A 17,461-nucleotide genomic window follows, 5' to 3' on the forward strand; every position below is an offset into this window, starting at 1 on the left:
AAGAAGGAATCCCATGGCACAGGGAACAGTGAAGTGGTTCAACGCTGAGAAGGGCTTCGGCTTCATCGCCCAGGACGGCGGCGGTCCCGACGTCTTCGTGCACTACAGCGCGATCGCCACGAGCGGCTACCGCTCGCTCGACGAGGCGCAGCGCGTCGAGTTCGACGTGACCCAGGGCCCGAAGGGCCCGCAGGCGGAGAACGTCACCGCCATCTGAGCTTCTCGCTCCGCTGCATGACAGCGACACCGGAGCCCCCGACCCACGTGGTCGGGGGCTCCGGTCGTTGCGGGCTGACAGAATCGACCTCATGCCTTCCCTCACCAGGTCAGAGGCCACCCGGCGCGCGACGCTGATCGACGTCACCTCCATGGAGGTCGACCTCGACCTCGACCAGGGCCCCGACACCTTCGGCTCGACCACGACGATCCGCTTCACGTGCCGCGAGCCCGGCGCTGCCACCTTCCTCGACCTCCGGCCCCACGAGCTGGCCTCGCTCACCCTGAACGGCGAGCCGATCGGCCCCGAGGAGCTCGTCGACGGCCGGGTCGAGCTGGCCGGCCTGGCAGCGGACAACACGGTCGTCGCCGCGACGACGATGCGCTACAGCCGCGACGGCCAGGGGCTGCACCGGGCGGTCGACCCCGCCGACGGCGAGCACTACGTCTACGGCCACCTCTTCCTCGACGCCGCCCCGACCGTGTTCGCGTGCTTCGACCAGCCCGACCTCAAGGCGCCGTATGCCGTGTCCGTCACCGCCCCCGAGGGCTGGCAGGTCCTCGGCAACGGTGGCGCCACGCAGGTGCGCCCCGGGCGGTGGGAGCTCGCCCGGACCCAGCCGCTGGCCACGTACTTCGTGACGGTCTGCGCCGGGCCCTACGCGTCCGTGCGGACCGAGCACGACGGCATCCCCCTGGGCCTGCACGCCCGGGCCTCGCTGCGGGAGCCGCTGGAGCGGCAGGCGCCGCAGATGCTCGAGGTCACCCGGGCCTGCTTCGACCACTACCACGGTCTCTTCGGCGTCCGGTACCCGTTCGGGGAGTACCACCAGGTGTTCGTCCCGGAGTTCAACGCCGGGGCGATGGAGAACCCGGGCTGCGTCACGTTCCGCGACACCATGGTGTTCCGGGGTGCGGCCGCGCGCGACGAGGTGCTCACCCGTTCCAACACGATCGCCCACGAGATGGCGCACATGTGGTTCGGCGACCTGGTGACCATGCGGTGGTGGGACGACCTCTGGCTCAACGAGTCCTTCGCCGAGTACATGGCGCACCGCACCTGCGTGGCGGCCACCGAGTTCACCGAGGGCTGGGTCGACTCGACCGTGGCGCGGAAGATGTGGGGGTATGCCGCCGAGCGCACCCCCTCGACGCACCCGGTCGCCGGTGGGGCGGCACTCGACACCCAGGCAGCGCTGCAGGACTTCGACGGGATCTCGTACGCCAAGGGCGCGGCGACGCTGCGGCAGCTGATCGCCCACATCGGCGACGACGCCTTCATCGAGGGGGTGAGCGCGTACCTGCGCGAGCACGCCTTCGGCAACGGCACCCTCGCTGACTTCCTGGGGTTCATGGAGCGCGCGTCCGGCCTGGACCTCGGGGGGTGGAGCCGGGCCTGGCTGCTGACCGCCGGTCTCGACGTCATCGCCGCCGACCAGGAGAGTGGCGTCGTCACCCGCAGGGCCCCGGCAGCCCACCCGGCTGACCGGCCGCACACCCTCGACGTCGCCGGGTTCACCGGCCGGCGGGAGGTCTTCCGCGTCCCGGTGACGGCACTCGGCGACACGACGGACTGTGCCGAGCTCAAGGCAGCGCCACCGGCCCACATCGTGGTGCCCAACGCCTCGGACCTCACGTGGGCGACCGTGGCCCTCGACAGCGACACCCTCGCCGCCGTCCCGCGGGGCCTCGCCGACATCCCTGACCCGCAGGCCCGCGCCGTGCTGTGGGCGGCCCTGGTCGACGGGGTCTGCCTCGCCACGGTCGACCCCCGGCTGGTGGTGGAGACGTTCGGCGCCGCGTGGCCGGCCGAGGACAACGAGTCGGTGCTCAACCGGGTCGCCACCGCAGTGCTCGGGCGGGTGATCCAGACGTTCCTGCCGCCGGACGAGCAGGACGGCGCAAAGGCGGTGGTGGCGAAGGCCGCCCAGGAGCTTCTCTCCCGCAGCGTGCCGGGGTCGACGACAGCCCTCCTCGCGGCGCGGTTCCTGGCGCGCAGCTCCGCCGACGAGGGCCTGCTGCGCGACTGGGCGGGACGGCAGCACCTGCCCGCCGGGCTGGAGGGCGACTCCGACTTCCGGTGGCTGGTGGTGCGCAACCTCGCCGGTCGTGGACTGGTCGACGCCGAGGACATCGAGGCGGTCCGCCGGGACGACGACACGCTGGCGGGGCGCCTCGGCGCACTGGGCGCGAGGGCCGCGTTGCCCGGCGCGGAGGCCAAGGAGTGGGCCTGGCACGAGCTCACGACCAACCGCGAGCGCTCCAACTACGAGCTCAACGCCCTGGCCGGCGGGTTCTGGTCCGAGGACGACCTCGACGTGCTCCGCGGCTTCGTCCCGCGCTACTTCGCCGAGGTGCCGCCGCTGTCGGCCTGGGTCGGGGCGGACGCTCTCGGGCGGGTGGCCACCCTCGCGTTCCCCGCGCGGGTCGTGGAGCGGGCCACCGCCGACGCCAGCGCCGCGGCCCTCGCGGCCGACGGCGTCCTCACCCCGGCCGTGCGCCGCTCGATCGTCGACGCCGACTCGGAGCTGCGTGAGGCGCTGCGCTCGCGGCAGCGGTTCGACGTGACGGCCGCCTGACCCCGGCCCAGGTGTCGCGCCGACCTGTCGGTGCCGGGCCCTAGCCTGGGTCCATGGCAACGATCGCGCTGTTCCACTCCGTCCTCGGTCCCCGGGAGGGGGTCCACGACGCCGCCGCGCTGCTGCGCGACCACGGCCACGAGGTGCTCGTCGTCGACCAGTACGGCGGGCGCACCTTCGACGACTACGAGTCGGCGTCGGCCCACGCCGAGTCGATCGGGTTCCCGGCCCTCATGCAGCTCGCGCTCGACGCGACCGCAGGGCTGCGCGCGCCCTTCGTGACCGCAGGCTTCTCCAACGGCGGGGGGATGGCCGAGTTCGTCGCGACCGCACGGCCGGGTGAGGTCGCCGGCGTGCTGATGCTCTCCGGCGCCCTGCCCCTGCAGGTGCTCGGTGCGCAGTGGCCGGCCGGCGTCCCCGCCCAGATCCACTACGCGCTCGATGACCCGTTCCGCAACGAGGAGTGGGTGCAGTCGGTGGCTGCCACGGTGCGCGAGGCCGGGGGTGGGTGCGAGGTGTTCGACTACCCCGGCTCGGGCCACGTGTTCACCGACGCCAGCAAGGCAGACGAGTTCCAGCCCGAGGAGGCCACGTTGCTGTGGGAGCGCGTGCTGGCCTTCCTCGCCCGCGTCGACGCGACGGCGGCGGGAGCCGCCGTGCCCTGACCGGCCCGGTCAGCCGCCCGGCCGGGGTGGGGTCTTCGCCGGGTGCGGCGCCATCTCTGGGTGGTTGCCCGGCTTGGGGTTCAGGTGGGCCCCCTGCGGCCCCGAGTCGCCGTCGCAGGAGGCCCCGGGCTCGTTGCCCGACAGGTTCCATCCCGGGACGTGCTCGCTCATCCGTTCCTTGTGGTGTGCAGCCATGGCGTGCCTCCTCCGGTGGGGTCCGGACGCACCACGCGCCGGCGTCGCGGGCCTACTCCAAGTCAACGCCAGAAGCAGCCACTAGCGCCAGATGCGAGCCGTCCTAGTCGTCCCCGCGGTCGTCCCCGCGCGCGTCGTCCGTGTCGGGGCTCGAGGCCGCGGCGCCCGAGGGGCCGCTGTCGCCGTCGCTGGAGGCGCCCTCCTCGTTGCCCTGGAGGGTGCCACCGGGGACCTCGTCGTCCTTGGGCTGCTCGGTCATCTCGGAACCTCCGTGCTCGTCGGGTCACGTGCGCGCCCACCGTATGCCGCGGGGTGGGGCACTGCACCCGCACCGCCAGTGGTGCGAGGGCGGCACACCGGCAGGCGCGCCTGTCAGCGGTAGTTGGTGAACTGCAGCGCGACGTCGAGGTCCTTGCCCTTGAGCAGGGCCTGCACCGCCTGGAGGTCGTCGCGTGACTTGCTCACCACGCGCAGCTCGTCACCCTGGATCGTGGCCTTGACCGTCTTCGGGCCCTCGTCGCGGATGATCTTGGAGATCTTCTTGGCATTCTCCTGCGAGATGCCCTCCTTGAGCGGGCCTTCGAGGCGGTACTCCTTGCCGGAGGGCTTGGGCTCCTTGTCGCCGAAGTCGATCGACTTCAACGAGACACCGCGGCGGACGAGCTTGGTCTCGAAGACGTCGACGACCGCCAGGACCCGCTCGGCGGTGTTGGCCTTGATGAGGACGTTGTCTCCGCTCCAGTCGATCGAGGCGCCAACACCCTTGAAGTCGTAGCGCTGGGCGACCTCCTTGGCGGCCTGGTTGAGGGCGTTGTCGACCTCCTGCCTGTCCACCTTGCTGACGATGTCGAACGAGCTGTCTGCCATCTCGAAGTCCTTTCCGGGCACGGCTGAAGAGCGAATTCGCATTCGCGGGCTTGCTTGCTATCCTTCCATGCGCACACGGCAGGTTGCCCGAGCGGCCAATGGGAGCGGACTGTAAATCCGTCGCGAAAGCTTCGAAGGTTCGAATCCTTCACCTGCCACCACGCGTGCAAGGAAGGGCCTCTGGCCAGCGGAAACGCCGGCCAGAGGCCCTTTCTCCGCCACTGGGCCAGGCTGGGCCCGAAGGGCCTCGGCGAGGGTCTGTGTCCGACCCGGCACACCACGACCTTCGGGATGAGCCGGTCTGCGCGCCTCGTCCGCTGCGGGAGCGTTTCTCCTCCGACAGGGAGGATGAGGTCGCGTGCACCCTCTGGAAGGCTGGCGGAGTGGCGCCGATACAGCGGCGTCCCGTGCGACCACGAGAGGCAGTCGCCATGGACAACATCACGACCGACTTCTGGGACGTCCTGCTGTGGAGCTTCTGGTTCTTCATCTGGATCGCCGCGCTCATCGTCTGGTTCCGCTGCGTCGTCGACCTGTTCCGCGACCGCTCGCTCAGCGGCTGGGGCAAGGCCGCCTGGGCGGTCCTGCTGATCTTCGTGCCCTGGCTGGGCGCCCTGATCTACATCATCGCCCGGGGCCGGAGCATGACCGAGCGGCAGATGGCGGACATGGCCCAGGTGCAGGCCCAGCAGGAGCAGTACATCAAGCAGGTGGCTGCCACCTCCTCGGCGGCGACGAGCCCGGCGGACCAGATCGCGAGCGCCAAGTCACTGCTCGACTCGGGGGCCATCACGCAGGCCGAGTTCGACTCGCTCAAGGCAAAGGCGCTCGCCTGACCTCAACGGCCGTGCCCGCCGACTGTCGAGCCAGGGTCCCTCCGGCGTTGCTGCGCGATGCCATCATGCCGCCATGACGGACGGACCAGCCGCCGCGGCGCCGGCCCATCGTGACGAGGCTGTCGAGCTCCGCAAGGAGGCGTACACGATGGCTCTCTACGTGGCGATCTGTCTGCTCGCGGCGCTCATCGCCCTGCCGGACCCGGGCGCCGGGCACGCCCCCGCCTTCGGCGTCATCTGGGGCGTCACGGTGGGGCTCGCCCTGGCGCACTGGTTCGCCTTCAGGGTCTCGGCCCGGCTGGTGGGTGCCGGAAGGGTGCGGGCGCACGACGTCGAGTCTGCTGGTGCCCAGCTGGCGGGGGCGATGGCGGTGGCGCTGTTGGCCTCCGTCCCCGTGGTCCTCTTCCCGGAGTCCTCCGAGCTCGACCTCGTGCAGCTCGTGCTGGCCGCCTTCATCGCGCTGGTCGGCTTCGCCGTGGCCCGGGGCGGCGGCGCGAGCCGGAGCCGGGCCGCGGCGTACGCGCTGTCGGTGCTGGCGGTTGCCCTCGCCATCGCGTGGCTGAAGAACGGCCTGGCCGGTCACTGACGAACCTTGCCGCACGGCTGCGGCGGGCCGACGATCGACGCATGATCGCGCGCACCTGGACCGGATGGACCGAGAACGCCCGAGCCGCCGAGTACGAGGACTACATGCACGAGGTGGCGCTGTCGGGCTACTCCGACGTCGAGGGGAACCTCGGCGTCCTCATGATGCGCCGGGAGCTGGAGGACAGGCCCTGGACCGAGTTCACGATGCTCAGCCTGTGGCGCGACGTGACGGCGATGGAGACCTTTGCGGGCAACGACCGGCGCGACGCCGTGTTCTACGACCGGGACGACGAGTTCCTGGTGGACCGGGAGTGGCAGGTCCGCGTGTACGAGGTCTACGGCGCCACCGACCGCCTCGGCGCCTGAGCGGCGGCGGGCGCCGACGCGGTGGTGGCGGCGGGGTCACGGGGTGGCGGCGGACAGGGCGTCCGGCGCGGCGCTCGCCGTGGGCAGCACCCCACCGGCGGCAGCGTGGTGTGGCGCGGCCTTCGGCTGCGTGAGGTCCACGGTGAGCCGCGGCAGCAGGGCGTGCACGATCGGGCCGATGAGCACGGCATACAGCACGGTGCCGACGCCGACGACGCCGCCGAGCAGCCAGCCGACGGCCAGGACCGCGAGCTCGAGGCTGGTGCGCACCAGCCGCACGCTCAGGCCGGTCCTGCGGACCAGGCCCGTCATGAGGCCGTCGCGGGGGCCGGCGCCGAACTGGCTGCCGATGTACATCGCGCCGGCCAGGCCGTTGACCGCGATGCCGCCGCCGAGCAGCAGCGCCCGGGCCCAGAGCGCGTCGGGCGTGGTCAGCACGGCGAGGGCGGCGTCGGTGGCGAGCCCGATGACGACGACGTTCGCCACCGTGCCCAGGCCGGGCCACTGCCGCAGGGGGATCCACAGCAGCAGCACCAGGGCGCCGACGGCGATCACGATGGTCCCGAAGCTGGCGTCGACGTGGCGGGCCACGCCGTAGTGGAAGACGTCCCACGGGTCCAGGCCCAGCTCGGCACGGATCATCATGGCCATCGACACGCCGTAGAGGGTGAGCCCGGCGTGGAGCTGGACGAGCCGGCGCGGCAGCCGGCCGGCTCGCAGCTGCTGCCGGGGAGTGAGCGGGGCCAGGGAACGGGACGAGGACATGCCTCGATGGTCGGGGAGAAGTGGCCTTCTCATCCATAGCCACTTGTGCGACAGTGGCCACGTGCCCACCCGCTCCGTCTCCGCGTCCCGGCTCGCGGCGCTGCTCGGCCCGGCCACCGAGAGGTCACCGGCCTACCTCGGGCTGGCCGACGGCCTGCGCCTGCTCATCGCCGACGGCCGCATCCCGCCGGGCACGCGTCTGCCGAGCGAGCGCGAGCTCACCGGCACCCTCGACGTCAGCCGCACCACCGTGACCCGCGCGTATGCCGTGCTGCGGGACCGCGGCTACCTCTCGTCCCGCCGCGGCTCGGGCAGCGAGGCCGCCCTGCCGTACCGGCAGCGCCGCGAGGTCGCCGCCGGGCTCAACCCGGGTCTGGACACCGCCGGCAGCATCGACCTGACCTGTGCCGCCATGCCGGCCCCCGCCGGGCTGGCCGCCGCCTACCGGGAGGCCGTGGAGGAGCTGCCCTGCTACACCGCCGGCGCCGGCTACCACCCGCTGGGCCTGCCGGACCTGCGCGAGGCCATCGCCGCCCGCTACCGGGACCGCGGCCTGGCCACCACCGCTGACGAGGTGATGGTCACCTCTGGCGCACTGGCCGCGATCGCGCTGGCGGGACGCGCGCTGCTGGGCCCCGGTGACCGCGTGCTGATGGAGAGCCCGACGTACCCCAACGCGATCGCGACGCTGCGCCAGACGGGCGCTCGCCCGGTCTCCCTCCCGCTCGACCCCGCCGGCTGGGACGACGAGGCACTGGCGGCCGCAGTGCGGCAGACGACCCCGCGGGCGGCCCTGCTGATCCCGGACTTCCACAACCCGACGGGCGCCCTGATGCCGAGCGCGCAGCGCGAGACCATCGCCGGGGTGCTGGGGCGCGCGCGCACCGTCCCGGTCATCGACGAGACGCTGGCCGAGCTGGCGCTCGACACGACCGGGCCGATGCCGGAGCCGTTCGCGGCGCACCTGCCGCGGTCGGTCACCGTCGGCAGCGCGAGCAAGACGTTCTGGGGCGGACTGCGGATCGGCTGGGTGCGGGCTCCGGCCGGGCTGATGCCGGCCCTGCTGCAGCAGCGGCTCATGCTCGACCTCGGTGCGCCCGTGGTCGAGCAGCTGGCGCTGCTCCGGCTCCTGGCCGGGCGCGAGGCCCTGGTCGCCGAGCGCCGCGCGTCACTGGTCGCCTCACGCGACGCGCTCGTGGGCGCCCTGTCGGCCCGGCTGCCGGAGTGGCACGTGGCGGTGCCCCGCGGCGGCCTCAGCCTGTGGTGCCAGCTGCCGCAGGCGCTCTCCACCGCCGTCACGGTGGCCGCCGAGGCCGAGGGGCTGGTGCTGGCGTCGGGCCCGCAGTTCGCGGTCGAGGGCGGGCTCGAGCGGTGGCTCCGGCTGCCGTTCACGCACCCGCCCGAGGTCCTCGTCGACGCCGTCGACCGGCTGGCACGGGCGTGGGAGAGCGCCACCGCGGGCCGCGCCGCGCGGCGGCGCTCCGTCCGGCGCCGCACCCCGCTGGTCGCCTGAGCGCCTGGCCCCGACCCGGCAGCCCCCAGCGCGACGCCCGTCGCGACCTCCGCAGCAGCCCTCGTGAAGGGGGAATCGGCGACTTTCTCCCTGCCGACGCCACACACATGTGCCACTCCTGACACACTCGGGCAGTGGCCGAACCACCGGCGCCCCGACCGGGGAAGAGGCCGCAGCTGGGCCGAGGAGGTGCGGCGGAGTGACGACTGAACTGGGCGCAGGTCCGACGCCGGGCGTGCCGGGACACATCCCGACGGTCCGGACGGTCCTGGTGCCCGCGAACGTCTGGCGGGTGGGCCTCACCCTCGCCGGCCTGGCAGCCCTGCTGCTCTTCGCGAGGTTCGTCCTCGCCGACGGCGGGTCGGTCATCTTCACGGTCGTGATGTCGTGGTTCCTCTCCCTCGCCATGGAGCCGGCCGTGGCGAAGCTGTCCACCCGGATGCGGCGGAGCCTCGCGACGTTGGTGGTCATGGTCGGCGCCGGCCTGTTCGCCATCGGCTTCCTCGTCGCGTTCGGGAGCCTCTTCGTCGAGCAGGCCGCACAGCTGCTGCGCGGGCTGCCCGCGATCGTCGAGGCCGTGCTCGGCTGGGCCAACGACACCCTGGGGACCAACTACCAGGCCGGCGACATCCTCGCCTCGATCTCGCTGTCCCCCGATGACGTCGCCGTCTACGCCCAGGACGTCCTCGGTGGGCTCCTCGGGCTGGCGGGCTCGGTCGCGGCGGCGATCTTCAGCTTCTTCGCGATCATCCTGCTGACCTTCTACCTGTCCGCGGACGGCCCGAGGCTGCGGCAGTGGCTGGCCTCGCTGATGCCGCCCCAGCCCCAGCGCCTCTTCCTCAGCGTCTGGGACCTCTCGCTGGAGAAGACCGGCGGGTACGTCGCGGCCCGCGTCGTGCTGGCGACCATCAACGGGGTCACGTCCGCCATCGTCTTCCTCGTCATCGGGATGCCGTCATGGCTCGCCCTCGGGATCTGGACCGGCCTGGTGGCGCAGTTCGTCCCGACGATCGGCACGTACATCGCCATCGCCCTCCCCGTCCTCGTGGGACTGGCCAGCCCGGAGCCCTGGATCGGCGTGGCGGCGCTCGGGTGGGCGGTGCTCTACCAGCAGGTGGAGAACCTCACGCTGGAACCGCGCATCAGCGCCCGCGCCGTCCACCTGCACCCCGGGGTCGCCTTCGCCTCCGTGATGCTCGGCGCCTCACTGTTCGGCGCCGGCGGGGCCCTGCTGGCCATCCCCGTCACAGCCATGCTGCTCGCCGTCTTCGACGCCTACTTCGAGCGCACGCACGTCGTGCCGGCCCTCGTGACCGGGGAGCTGGCCGACCCGTACGACCCCGGCGGACCCGCGGGCACGGCTGGGAGCGGCGACGACCCGATCGCTGGTCGCGAGCAGGGTGAGGACGAGGGGAACGGGCACCGCGCCTGAGCCTGCCCGGCACGACCCCTGCCCGTGCGGGGCCGCATTACTCGCGAGTCACCCACAAGCCGTGACAGGCTCGGCCTGTGACCTGTGACGCACTCACGCGCCCTGGCCGCACGACCCGTCGGTGACACACCTGGAGGCCGCCCGCATGTTCTCGCGCATCGCCATCGTCAACCGCGGTGAGGCCGCCATGCGGCTCATCCACGCAGTGCGCGACCTCAACGCCGAAGCCGGCGAGGGCGGGCACCGCATCGAGACGGTCGCGCTGTTCACCGAGGGCGAGCGCACGGCCATGTTCGTGCGCGAGGCCGACCTCTCGTACTGCCTCGGCCCGGCAGGCGATCGGCCCTACATCAACCACGAGGTCCTCGAGCGTGCCCTCGTCGAGACCGGCGCGGACGCCGCGTGGGTCGGCTGGGGCTTCGTCGCGGAGGACCCGGCGTTCGCCGAGCTGTGCGGGCGAGTCGGCGTCACCTTCATCGGCCCCGGCCCGGAGGCCATGCGCAAGCTGGGGGACAAGATCGGCTCCAAGCTGATCGCCGAGGAGGTCGGCGTGCCCGTGGCGCCGTGGAGCGGTGGCGGGGTGGACACGCTGGAGGAGGCCAAGGCGGCGGCCTCGAAGATCGGGTACCCGCTCATGCTCAAGGCGACCGCGGGAGGCGGCGGCCGCGGCATCCGGATGGTCGCCTCCGACGAGGACCTCACGGAGGCCTACGAGCGGACCCGCGACGAGGCCGCCCGGGCCTTCGGCTCCGGCGTCGTCTTCCTCGAGCGGCTCGTCACCGGGGCCCGCCACGTCGAGGTGCAGGTCATCGCCGACGGCCAGGGCACGGCCTGGGCCGTCGGGGTCCGGGACTGCTCGGTCCAGCGCCGCAACCAGAAGGTCATCGAGGAGTCCGCCTCACCGGTCCTCACCGACGAGCAGGCGGCAGAGCTCAGGGCCAGCGCAGAGCGACTCGCGGTGGCGGTGGGCTACGCCGGCGCCGGCACGGTGGAGTTCCTCTACCACCCGGGCGAGAAGTTCTTCGCCTTCCTCGAGGTCAACACGCGGCTGCAGGTCGAGCACCCCATCACCGAGGCGACGACGGACCTCGACCTCGTCAAGGCGCAGATCCACGTCGCCGCGGGCGGGCGCCTCGAGGGGGAGCGCCCCGCCGAGGTCGGCCACGCCGTCGAGGCCCGCCTCAACGCCGAGGACCCCGACCGCGACTTCGCACCGTCGCCGGGGCGGATCGCCCTGCTCAACCTGCCGGCGGGACCGGGCATCCGGGTCGACACCGGCGTCGGCGAGGGCGACTCCATCCCGGCGGACTTCGACTCCATGATCGCCAAGATCATCGCCTACGGCCGCACCCGCGAGGAGGCGATGGCGCGCCTGCGGCGGGCGATGGCCGAGACGGCGGTCGTCATCGAGGGTGGCGCCACCAACAAGAGCTTCATCCTCGACCTGCTGGACCAGCCGGAGGTGGTCGACGGCAGCGCCGACACCGGCTGGATCGACCGGGTCCGCGGCGAGGGCCGCCTGGTGTCCCACCGCCACTCCGGCATCGCCCTGGTCGCTGCCGGCATCGAGGGGTACGAGGAGGCCGAGGCGGTCGAGCGCACCCGGCTGCTCGAGACCGCGCACGGTGGACGACCCCAGGTCCAGCACCAGGTCGGCCGCGCCATCGACCTCAAGCTGCGCGGCACGGCATACAAGGTCATGGTCGCCCGCACCGGGCCCCACCGCTTCCGGGTGGCCATCGCCGCCGGGAGCGAGGAGCACCTGGTCGACGCCGACCTCGCGAGGATCGACGAGTACGCCAGCCGGATCACGGTCTCCGGCCGCACCCACCGGCTCCTCACCGCCACCCACGGCCCGGTCCACCTCGTCGAGGTCGACGGCGTCACCCACCGGGTGAGCCGCGACGAGGGCGGGGTCCTGCGCTCGCCCGCGCCGGCTCTCGTGGTCGCGACCCCGGTGGCCGTGGGCGACGAGGTCGCCGCCGGGGCGCCGGTGCTCGTGCTCGAGTCGATGAAGATGGAGACGGTGATCCCGGCGCCCTTCTCCGCGCGGGTCAAGGAGCTGCTGGTCTCCGCGGGAAGCCAGGTCGAGACCGGCGCGCCGCTGCTGCGGCTCGAGCCCGTCGGCGACGGCGACGAGATCGTGGAGGAGGCTGCCGGCGAGGGTGTCGAGCTCGACCTGAACGGGCACCCGACGCAGCCCGCCTCCCCGGCCGACCGGGCCCGGCGTGGCCTGGCGGACCTGTGCGCCATGGTGCTCGGCTACGACATCGACCCGCGCGACGAGGGCCGGACCCTGGAGGGCTACCTCGCGGCGCGGGACGAGCTCGTCGCCGCCGGGCAGTCGCCGATCGCCGACGAGGTGGCAGCCCTCGGGGTCTTCGCCGACTTCGCGGAGCTGAGCCGCAACCGGCCCGCCGACGAGGAGCTGCACGTCGAGAACCGCGTGCACAGCCCCCGGGAGCACTTCCACACCTACCTGCAGAGCCTGGACGTGGAGCGCGGGGGCCTGCCCGACCAGTTCCGCGCCAAGCTCGGGCGCGTCCTGGAGCACTACGGGGTCGCCGACCTCGACCGCACCCCTGCGCTGGAGGAGGCGGTCTTCCGGGTCTTCCTCGCCCAGCAGCGCAGCCTTCCGGATGTCCTGCTCGCGACCAGCCTGCTCCAGCGCTGGCTCGTCGAGCCGCGGCCCGAGCCGGCCGTCGACCAGGCGGCGCGCGAGCTGCTCGACCGGCTGGTCCTCGCCACGCAGCTGCGCTTCCCGGTCGTCGGCGACCTGGCCCGCAGCGTGCGGTTCCGGTGGTTCGACCAGCCGCTGGTCGACGAGGAGCGGGCGAGCGTCCTGGCGGGGGTGCGCGACGAGGTGGCGGCGCTGGCCGCCGACCCGGGCGCCCCCGACCGCGCTGCCCGCATCGACGCGCTGGCGGCAATCCCCGAGCAGATCGTCCGCTTCCTCGCCGAGCGGCTCGAGGGGGGTGTACCCGAGGAGGAGCCGCTGCTCGAGGTGCTCATCAAGCGGCACTACCGCGGGCACGAGCTGCACGGCCTGAGCACGGCCACCGAGGACGGCCGCCCGTTCGCCGTCGCCGACTACACCCTCGACGGCCGGCACACGCACCTCGTCACGACCGTCGGGCTCGTCTCCGAGCTCGTCGACGGGACCGCCTTGGTGCGTGACGTCACCGGCGAGGTGGCCGCGCGTCCGATCGGCTACGAGGCCGTGGTCGACCTCTACCTCTCGTGGCCGGAGCAGCCGGAGTCGCCCGAGGACGCCTCCGCCCAGCTCGCCGACCTCCTGGCCGCCCTGCCGTTCACCGACCAGGTGCGGCGGGTGGCCCTGGCCGTCTCCGGTGGCGGCGGTCGGCCGGTCGACTACTTCACCTTCCGCCCGGTGGCTGGCGGGGCGATGGTCGAGGACACCCTCGTGCGGGGAGTGCACCCGATGGTGGGGCGCCGGCTCAACCTGTGGCGGCTGCGTGACTTCGACGTCACCCGTCTCGAGGCACCCGAGGACGTGCTGCTGTACCACTGCGCCGCGACGGGGAACGACGCCGACCAGCGTCTCGTGGCGCTCTCACAGGTGCGACAGCTCGCCGTGGTGCGCGACGACGAGGGCCGGGTCACCGCCCTGCCGCACGCCGAGCGCGCGATAGCCAACTGCCTCGAGGCGATCCGCCGGGCCCGCACCGCACGTGGCTCCGCCGGCCCGCGCCTGGACATGAACCACGTGTGGATCGAGATCTGGCCGGTCATCGAGGCCGACCTCGACCAGCTCACCGCGCTCCAGGCCAAGATCTCACCACTGACCGCGGGAGCGGGGATCGAGGAGGTCCTGGTCACCGGGCGGATCGCTGCGACGGACGGCACGGTGCACCCCATCGCGGCCCGGTTCTCGTACCAGCCCGGATCGGGGGTCGTGACCTCGATCGAGGAACCGCCGACCGAGCGCCTCAAGCCCCTCGACGACTACGCCCAGAAGGTCGTCCGGGCCCGCCGGCGCGGGCTGGTCTACCCCTACGAGCTGGTCTCGATGGTGGCCGGGCAGGGTGGCACCGCGACCGAGTACGACCTCGACGACACGGGCTCCCTCGTCCCGGTCGACCGCCCGTACGGCCTGAACAAGGCCGGCATCATCGCGGGCGTCGTGACCACGCCGACCAGGCTCCACCCCGAGGGGGTCACGCGCGTGCTGCTCTGTGGCGACCCGCTCAAGGCCCTGGGCGCGGTCTCCGAGGCCGAGTGCTCCCGGGTCATCGCGGCCCTCGACCTCGCCGAGGAGATGGGCGTCCCCGTCGAGTGGTTCGCGCTGTCGGCCGGCGCCCGCATCTCCATGGACTCCGGCACCGAGAACATGGACTGGGGGGCCAGGGCGCTGAAACGGATCGTCGAGTTCACCCAGGCCGGCGGTGAGATCAACGTCGTCGTGGCCGGCATCAACGTGGGTGCGCAGCCGTACTGGAACGCCGAGGCCACGATGCTCATGCACACCAAGGGCATTCTCGTGATGACCCCGGACAGCGCCATGGTGCTCACCGGCAAGCAGTCGCTGGACTTCTCCGGAGGCGTCTCGGCCGAGGACAACTTCGGCATCGGTGGCTACGACCGCGTGATGGGCCCCAACGGCCAGGCGCAGTACTGGGCCGCCGACCTCGCCGGCGCGCGCGACGTGCTCATGGCGCACTACGACCACACGTACGTGCGCCCGGGCGACGACGGTCCGCGTCGGGTGACCACCTCCGACCCCCTCGACCGCGACGTCACGGTCTTCCCGCACGACGTCCCGGACAGCACCTTCACAACCGTCGGCGACATCTTCTCCTCGGCGACGAACCCGGACCGCAAGAAGGCCTTCGACATCCGGACCCTGATGCGGGCGGTCTCCGACCAGGACCACCCGACGCTGGAGCGCTGGGCGGGCATGGCGGACGCCGAGACAGCGGTGGTCCAGGACGCCCACATCGGCGGGTATGCCGTGTGCCTGCTCGGCGTCGAGTCCAAGTCCGTGCCGCGCCGCGGCTTCCCGCCCACTGACGGCCCGGACACCTACACCGCGGGCACGCTGTTCCCCCGGTCGTCGAAGAAGGCGGCGCGCGCGATCAACGCCGCGAGCGGCAACCGTCCGCTCGTGGTGCTCGCCAACCTGTCGGGCTTCGACGGCTCGCCCGACTCCATGCGGAACCTGCAGCTCGAGTACGGCGCGGAGATCGGCCGTGCCATCGTCAACTTCGAGGGCCCGATCGTGTTCGTGGTCGTCTCGCGCTACCACGGCGGGGCGTTCGTGGTGTTCTCCAAGGCGCTGAACCCGAACATGACCGTGCTCGCCGTGGAGGGCTCGTACGCCTCGGTCATCGGCGGCGCCCCCGCGGCGGCGGTGGTGTTCTCGCGCGACGTGGACGCCCGCACCGCCTCCGACCCGAGGGTCACCGCGCTGGAGGCGCAGCTCGGCGAGGCCCGTGGACCGCAGCGGGCGCAGCTTGCCACCGAGCTCGCCGAGGTCCGCACCGCCGTGCGCGCCGAGAAGCTCGGGCAGGTCGCCGCCGAGTTCGACGGCGTGCACAGCATCCACCGTGCCGTCTCGGTCGGCTCGGTGGACGCCGTCATCGGCGCGGCCGAGCTGCGCCCGCGCATCATCGAGGCCATCGAGTCGAGGAGGACGACGCCATGACCGAAGAACCGTACGAGCCGGCCCACGACGCCCGGCGGCCGCACCTCGCCGTCATCCAGGCCGTCATCACCGAGCTCGCCGAGCGGAGCGCCGGGCGGCCGGTGCCCGAGGTCGTCGACGACCTCGAGCGCTCCCTCGCCGACCGGGGCCTGCCGCGACAGCCGCACAACTGGGTGCTGGCCGTGGCCCAGGAGGCGGCGAGCGGGCACATGTACGTCGAGAGCGAGGAGGCCGTCCGCGACGCCGCGGAGCTGCTCCACCGCGACCCCGTCGAGCTGCTGCACCGCGACGACCGGACGCCCGGACGCTAGCCGGTCCGCCCTCCGGGGCGAGGTTCCCCGGCGCCGGGGTTCTCCCCGCCGGGATTGTGGGTAATGCTTGGCCTCATGGAGCCCAGGGAAGCGTTCTCGTCAGCAGCCGAGCTGGCGAAGCGGCTGGGGGAGACGGGCTACCTCGCCGACGACGCGCTGTCGACGGTGGCGTGGCTGTCCCTGCGGCTGGGTCGGCCCCTCCTCCTGGAGGGCGAGCCCGGGACGGGCAAGACGGCCCTGGCCGAGGCGGTCGCGCAGACCCTCGAGCTGCCGCTCATCCGGCTCCAGTGCTACGAGGGCATCGACTCCACACAGGCGCTCTACGACTGGGACTTCCCCCGACAGATCCTCCACCTCCGGGCCCTGCAGGCGGTGGCCCCCGACAGCCACACCGACGTCACGGCGGTCGAGGACGAGCTCTTCACGGACCGCTTCCTCCTGGCGCGGCCGGTCCTGCGGGCGTTGCGGGAGTCGCCCGCGGTCCTCCTCGTCGACGAGGTGGACCGGGCCGACGACGAGTTCGAGGCGTTCCTGCTCGAGGTGCTCTCCACGTGGCAGGTGACCATCCCCGAGCTCGGGACCATCACCGCCGCCACCGCGCCCATCGTCGTCCTCACCTCCAACCGCACCCGCGAGCTGCACGACGCGCTCAAGCGCCGCTGCCTCTACCACTGGATCGACCACCCCGGGCTGCAGCGCGAGCTGGCCATCGTCCGCAGCCGCGCCCCCGAGGTGAGCGAGCGGCTGGCGGAGCAGGTCGTCCGGACGGTCCAGCGGCTGCGGTCCGAGGAGGACCTCCTCAAGCCTCCGGGGGTCGCCGAGACCTTGGACTGGGCCCGGGCCCTGCACGAGCTGGGGACCACAGACCTCGACCTCGAGACGACCGCCGCGACGGTGGGGGTGGCCGTCAAGTACCACGAGGACGCAGAGCGGGTCAGGGCCGCTCTCGCCCGGATCCTCGGACGGTAGCCGGCGATGCCAGGCGCGCGCGGGCCCGACGAGCTGCTGCTGGGCTTCGCCCGCGCGCTGCGGGCTGCGGGCCTGCCCGTCACCGCCGACCGGGAGCGCACCTACCTCGAGGCCGTGGCCGAGGTGGGCCTCGACGACCAGGCGGCCACGTACTGGGCGGGACGGGCCACGCTGTGCTCGAGCCCGTCAGACCTCGAGCGCTACGACCAGGTGTATGCCGCGTGGTTCGGCGCCACCCCCGGCGCCACCCGTCGCGCTCCGCAGCGGCCGCGCCGCACGGTGGCCGTCGCGGACCTCGCGGACGGGGGACGCCCCGGCCACGAGCCGTCCCCGGACGAGGACGTCGTCACCGCGATGGCCAGCACCACGGAGGTGCTGCGCCATCGTGACGTCGCCGAGCTGGGCGCCAGGGAGCGGGCCGAGCTGGCCGCGCTGTTCGCCCGGCTCCGGCCCCGGGCGCCGCGGCGCCGGGCCCACCGGCACGAGCCGTGGCG

General features: G+C 72.9%; 15 protein-coding genes, 1 tRNA gene and 1 pseudogene. 13 read left to right on the forward strand and 4 right to left on the reverse strand.

The window, feature by feature from the left end; all coding sequences use genetic code 11:
- Positions 1-13 precede the first annotated feature (13 nt).
- From VIB11_RS08290 to VIB11_RS08300, 3 genes are all read left to right on the forward strand, one after another.
- A complete protein-coding gene (locus VIB11_RS08290) occupies positions 14-217 on the forward strand; it encodes a cold-shock protein (RefSeq protein WP_332030179.1) in 204 nt (67 codons plus the stop codon).
- Between the two features lie 91 nt (positions 218-308).
- A complete protein-coding gene (pepN, locus tag VIB11_RS08295) occupies positions 309-2,795 on the forward strand; it encodes an aminopeptidase N (RefSeq protein WP_332030181.1) in 2,487 nt (828 codons plus the stop codon).
- A 53-nt stretch (positions 2,796-2,848) separates the two neighbouring features.
- The gene (locus VIB11_RS08300; RefSeq protein WP_332030183.1) at positions 2,849-3,460 is read left to right on the forward strand and encodes a dienelactone hydrolase family protein; all 612 of its coding nucleotides are present in this window, start codon (positions 2,849-2,851) and stop codon (positions 3,458-3,460) included.
- Between the two features lie 9 nt (positions 3,461-3,469).
- Here the strand turns inward: VIB11_RS08300 and VIB11_RS08305 are convergent, their stop codons facing one another.
- The 3 genes from VIB11_RS08305 to VIB11_RS08315 form a co-directional block, all read right to left on the reverse strand.
- A complete protein-coding gene (locus VIB11_RS08305) occupies positions 3,470-3,655 on the reverse strand; it encodes a hypothetical protein (protein WP_332030185.1) in 186 nt (61 codons plus the stop codon).
- A 103-nt stretch (positions 3,656-3,758) separates the two neighbouring features.
- Positions 3,759-3,914: a hypothetical protein gene (locus VIB11_RS08310; protein WP_332030187.1), complete on the reverse strand. Its 156-nt coding sequence runs from the start codon at positions 3,912-3,914 to the stop codon at positions 3,759-3,761.
- 113 nt (positions 3,915-4,027) lie between these two features.
- Positions 4,028-4,522 carry a YajQ family cyclic di-GMP-binding protein gene (locus VIB11_RS08315; RefSeq protein ID WP_332030189.1) on the reverse strand — a complete coding sequence of 165 codons (495 nt, stop codon included), beginning with the start codon at positions 4,520-4,522 and terminating at the stop codon, positions 4,028-4,030.
- A 77-nt stretch (positions 4,523-4,599) separates the two neighbouring features.
- On the opposite strand from VIB11_RS08315, the gene VIB11_RS08320 reads away from it, so the two are divergent.
- The 4 genes from VIB11_RS08320 (at position 4,600) to VIB11_RS08335 (ending at position 6,312) form a co-directional block, all read left to right on the forward strand.
- Positions 4,600-4,683 (forward strand) — tRNA-Tyr (locus VIB11_RS08320).
- Positions 4,684-4,953: 270 nt separating this feature from the next.
- On the forward strand, positions 4,954-5,358 hold the full coding sequence (locus tag VIB11_RS08325; RefSeq protein ID WP_332030191.1) for an SHOCT domain-containing protein: 405 nt from the start codon (positions 4,954-4,956) through the stop codon (positions 5,356-5,358).
- Positions 5,359-5,431: 73 nt separating this feature from the next.
- The gene (locus VIB11_RS08330; protein ID WP_332030193.1) at positions 5,432-5,944 is read left to right on the forward strand and encodes a hypothetical protein; all 513 of its coding nucleotides are present in this window, start codon (positions 5,432-5,434) and stop codon (positions 5,942-5,944) included.
- A gap of 41 nt (positions 5,945-5,985) precedes the next feature.
- Positions 5,986-6,312: a hypothetical protein gene (locus VIB11_RS08335; RefSeq protein WP_332030195.1), complete on the forward strand. Its 327-nt coding sequence runs from the start codon at positions 5,986-5,988 to the stop codon at positions 6,310-6,312.
- Positions 6,313-6,348: 36 nt separating this feature from the next.
- Here VIB11_RS08335 and VIB11_RS08340 read toward each other — a convergent pair whose 3' ends face one another.
- Positions 6,349-7,077: a hypothetical protein gene (locus VIB11_RS08340; protein WP_332030197.1), complete on the reverse strand. Its 729-nt coding sequence runs from the start codon at positions 7,075-7,077 to the stop codon at positions 6,349-6,351.
- A gap of 61 nt (positions 7,078-7,138) precedes the next feature.
- Here VIB11_RS08340 and VIB11_RS08345 point away from each other — a divergent pair, with 61 nt between their 5' ends.
- The 6 genes and pseudogenes from VIB11_RS08345 to VIB11_RS08370 all read left to right on the forward strand — a co-directional run.
- A complete protein-coding gene (locus VIB11_RS08345; protein ID WP_332030199.1) occupies positions 7,139-8,590 on the forward strand; it encodes a PLP-dependent aminotransferase family protein in 1,452 nt (483 codons plus the stop codon).
- A gap of 199 nt (positions 8,591-8,789) precedes the next feature.
- Entirely contained in the window at positions 8,790-10,022 is a 1,233-nt protein-coding gene (locus VIB11_RS08350) for an AI-2E family transporter (RefSeq protein WP_332030201.1), read from the forward strand.
- 145 nt (positions 10,023-10,167) lie between these two features.
- Positions 10,168-15,687 carry a carboxyl transferase domain-containing protein gene (locus VIB11_RS08355; RefSeq protein WP_414695785.1) on the forward strand — a complete coding sequence of 1,840 codons (5,520 nt, stop codon included), beginning with the start codon at positions 10,168-10,170 and terminating at the stop codon, positions 15,685-15,687.
- Positions 15,684-15,998 (forward strand): hypothetical protein, encoded by a 315-nt coding sequence (locus VIB11_RS08360; RefSeq protein WP_332030205.1) that lies wholly within the window; start codon positions 15,684-15,686, stop codon positions 15,996-15,998. The genes VIB11_RS08355 and VIB11_RS08360 overlap by 4 nt, the downstream gene beginning before the upstream one ends.
- 75 nt (positions 15,999-16,073) lie before the next feature.
- Positions 16,074-16,967 (forward strand): MoxR family ATPase, encoded by an 894-nt coding sequence (locus VIB11_RS08365; protein WP_332030207.1) that lies wholly within the window; start codon positions 16,074-16,076, stop codon positions 16,965-16,967.
- 6 nt (positions 16,968-16,973) lie between these two features.
- A pseudogene (locus VIB11_RS08370) lies at positions 16,974-17,461 on the forward strand (hypothetical protein); the annotation flags it as partial.

Origin of the sequence: Pedococcus sp., assembly GCF_036554925.1 — a bacterium.
Classification (GTDB): domain Bacteria; phylum Actinomycetota; class Actinomycetes; order Actinomycetales; family Dermatophilaceae; genus Pedococcus_A.

What these genes read in the sequence shown, in the direction of transcription:
- VIB11_RS08360 (WP_332030205.1), top strand. Translation starts at nt 15,684, where the DNA reads ATGACCGAAGAACCGTACGAGCCGGCCCACGACGCCCGGCGGCCGCAC.
- VIB11_RS08315 (WP_332030189.1), bottom strand. Translation starts at nt 4,522, where the DNA reads ATGGCAGACAGCTCGTTCGACATCGTCAGCAAGGTGGACAGGCAGGAG.
- VIB11_RS08340 (WP_332030197.1), bottom strand. Translation starts at nt 7,077, where the DNA reads ATGTCCTCGTCCCGTTCCCTGGCCCCGCTCACTCCCCGGCAGCAGCTG.
- VIB11_RS08355 (WP_414695785.1), top strand. Translation starts at nt 10,168, where the DNA reads ATGTTCTCGCGCATCGCCATCGTCAACCGCGGTGAGGCCGCCATGCGG.
- VIB11_RS08335 (WP_332030195.1), top strand. Translation starts at nt 5,986, where the DNA reads ATGATCGCGCGCACCTGGACCGGATGGACCGAGAACGCCCGAGCCGCC.
- VIB11_RS08305 (WP_332030185.1), bottom strand. Translation starts at nt 3,655, where the DNA reads ATGGCTGCACACCACAAGGAACGGATGAGCGAGCACGTCCCGGGATGG.
- VIB11_RS08325 (WP_332030191.1), top strand. Translation starts at nt 4,954, where the DNA reads ATGGACAACATCACGACCGACTTCTGGGACGTCCTGCTGTGGAGCTTC.
- pepN (WP_332030181.1), top strand. Translation starts at nt 309, where the DNA reads ATGCCTTCCCTCACCAGGTCAGAGGCCACCCGGCGCGCGACGCTGATC.
- VIB11_RS08330 (WP_332030193.1), top strand. Translation starts at nt 5,432, where the DNA reads ATGACGGACGGACCAGCCGCCGCGGCGCCGGCCCATCGTGACGAGGCT.
- VIB11_RS08310 (WP_332030187.1), bottom strand. Translation starts at nt 3,914, where the DNA reads ATGACCGAGCAGCCCAAGGACGACGAGGTCCCCGGTGGCACCCTCCAG.
- VIB11_RS08300 (WP_332030183.1), top strand. Translation starts at nt 2,849, where the DNA reads ATGGCAACGATCGCGCTGTTCCACTCCGTCCTCGGTCCCCGGGAGGGG.
- VIB11_RS08290 (WP_332030179.1), top strand. Translation starts at nt 14, where the DNA reads ATGGCACAGGGAACAGTGAAGTGGTTCAACGCTGAGAAGGGCTTCGGC.
- VIB11_RS08365 (WP_332030207.1), top strand. Translation starts at nt 16,074, where the DNA reads ATGGAGCCCAGGGAAGCGTTCTCGTCAGCAGCCGAGCTGGCGAAGCGG.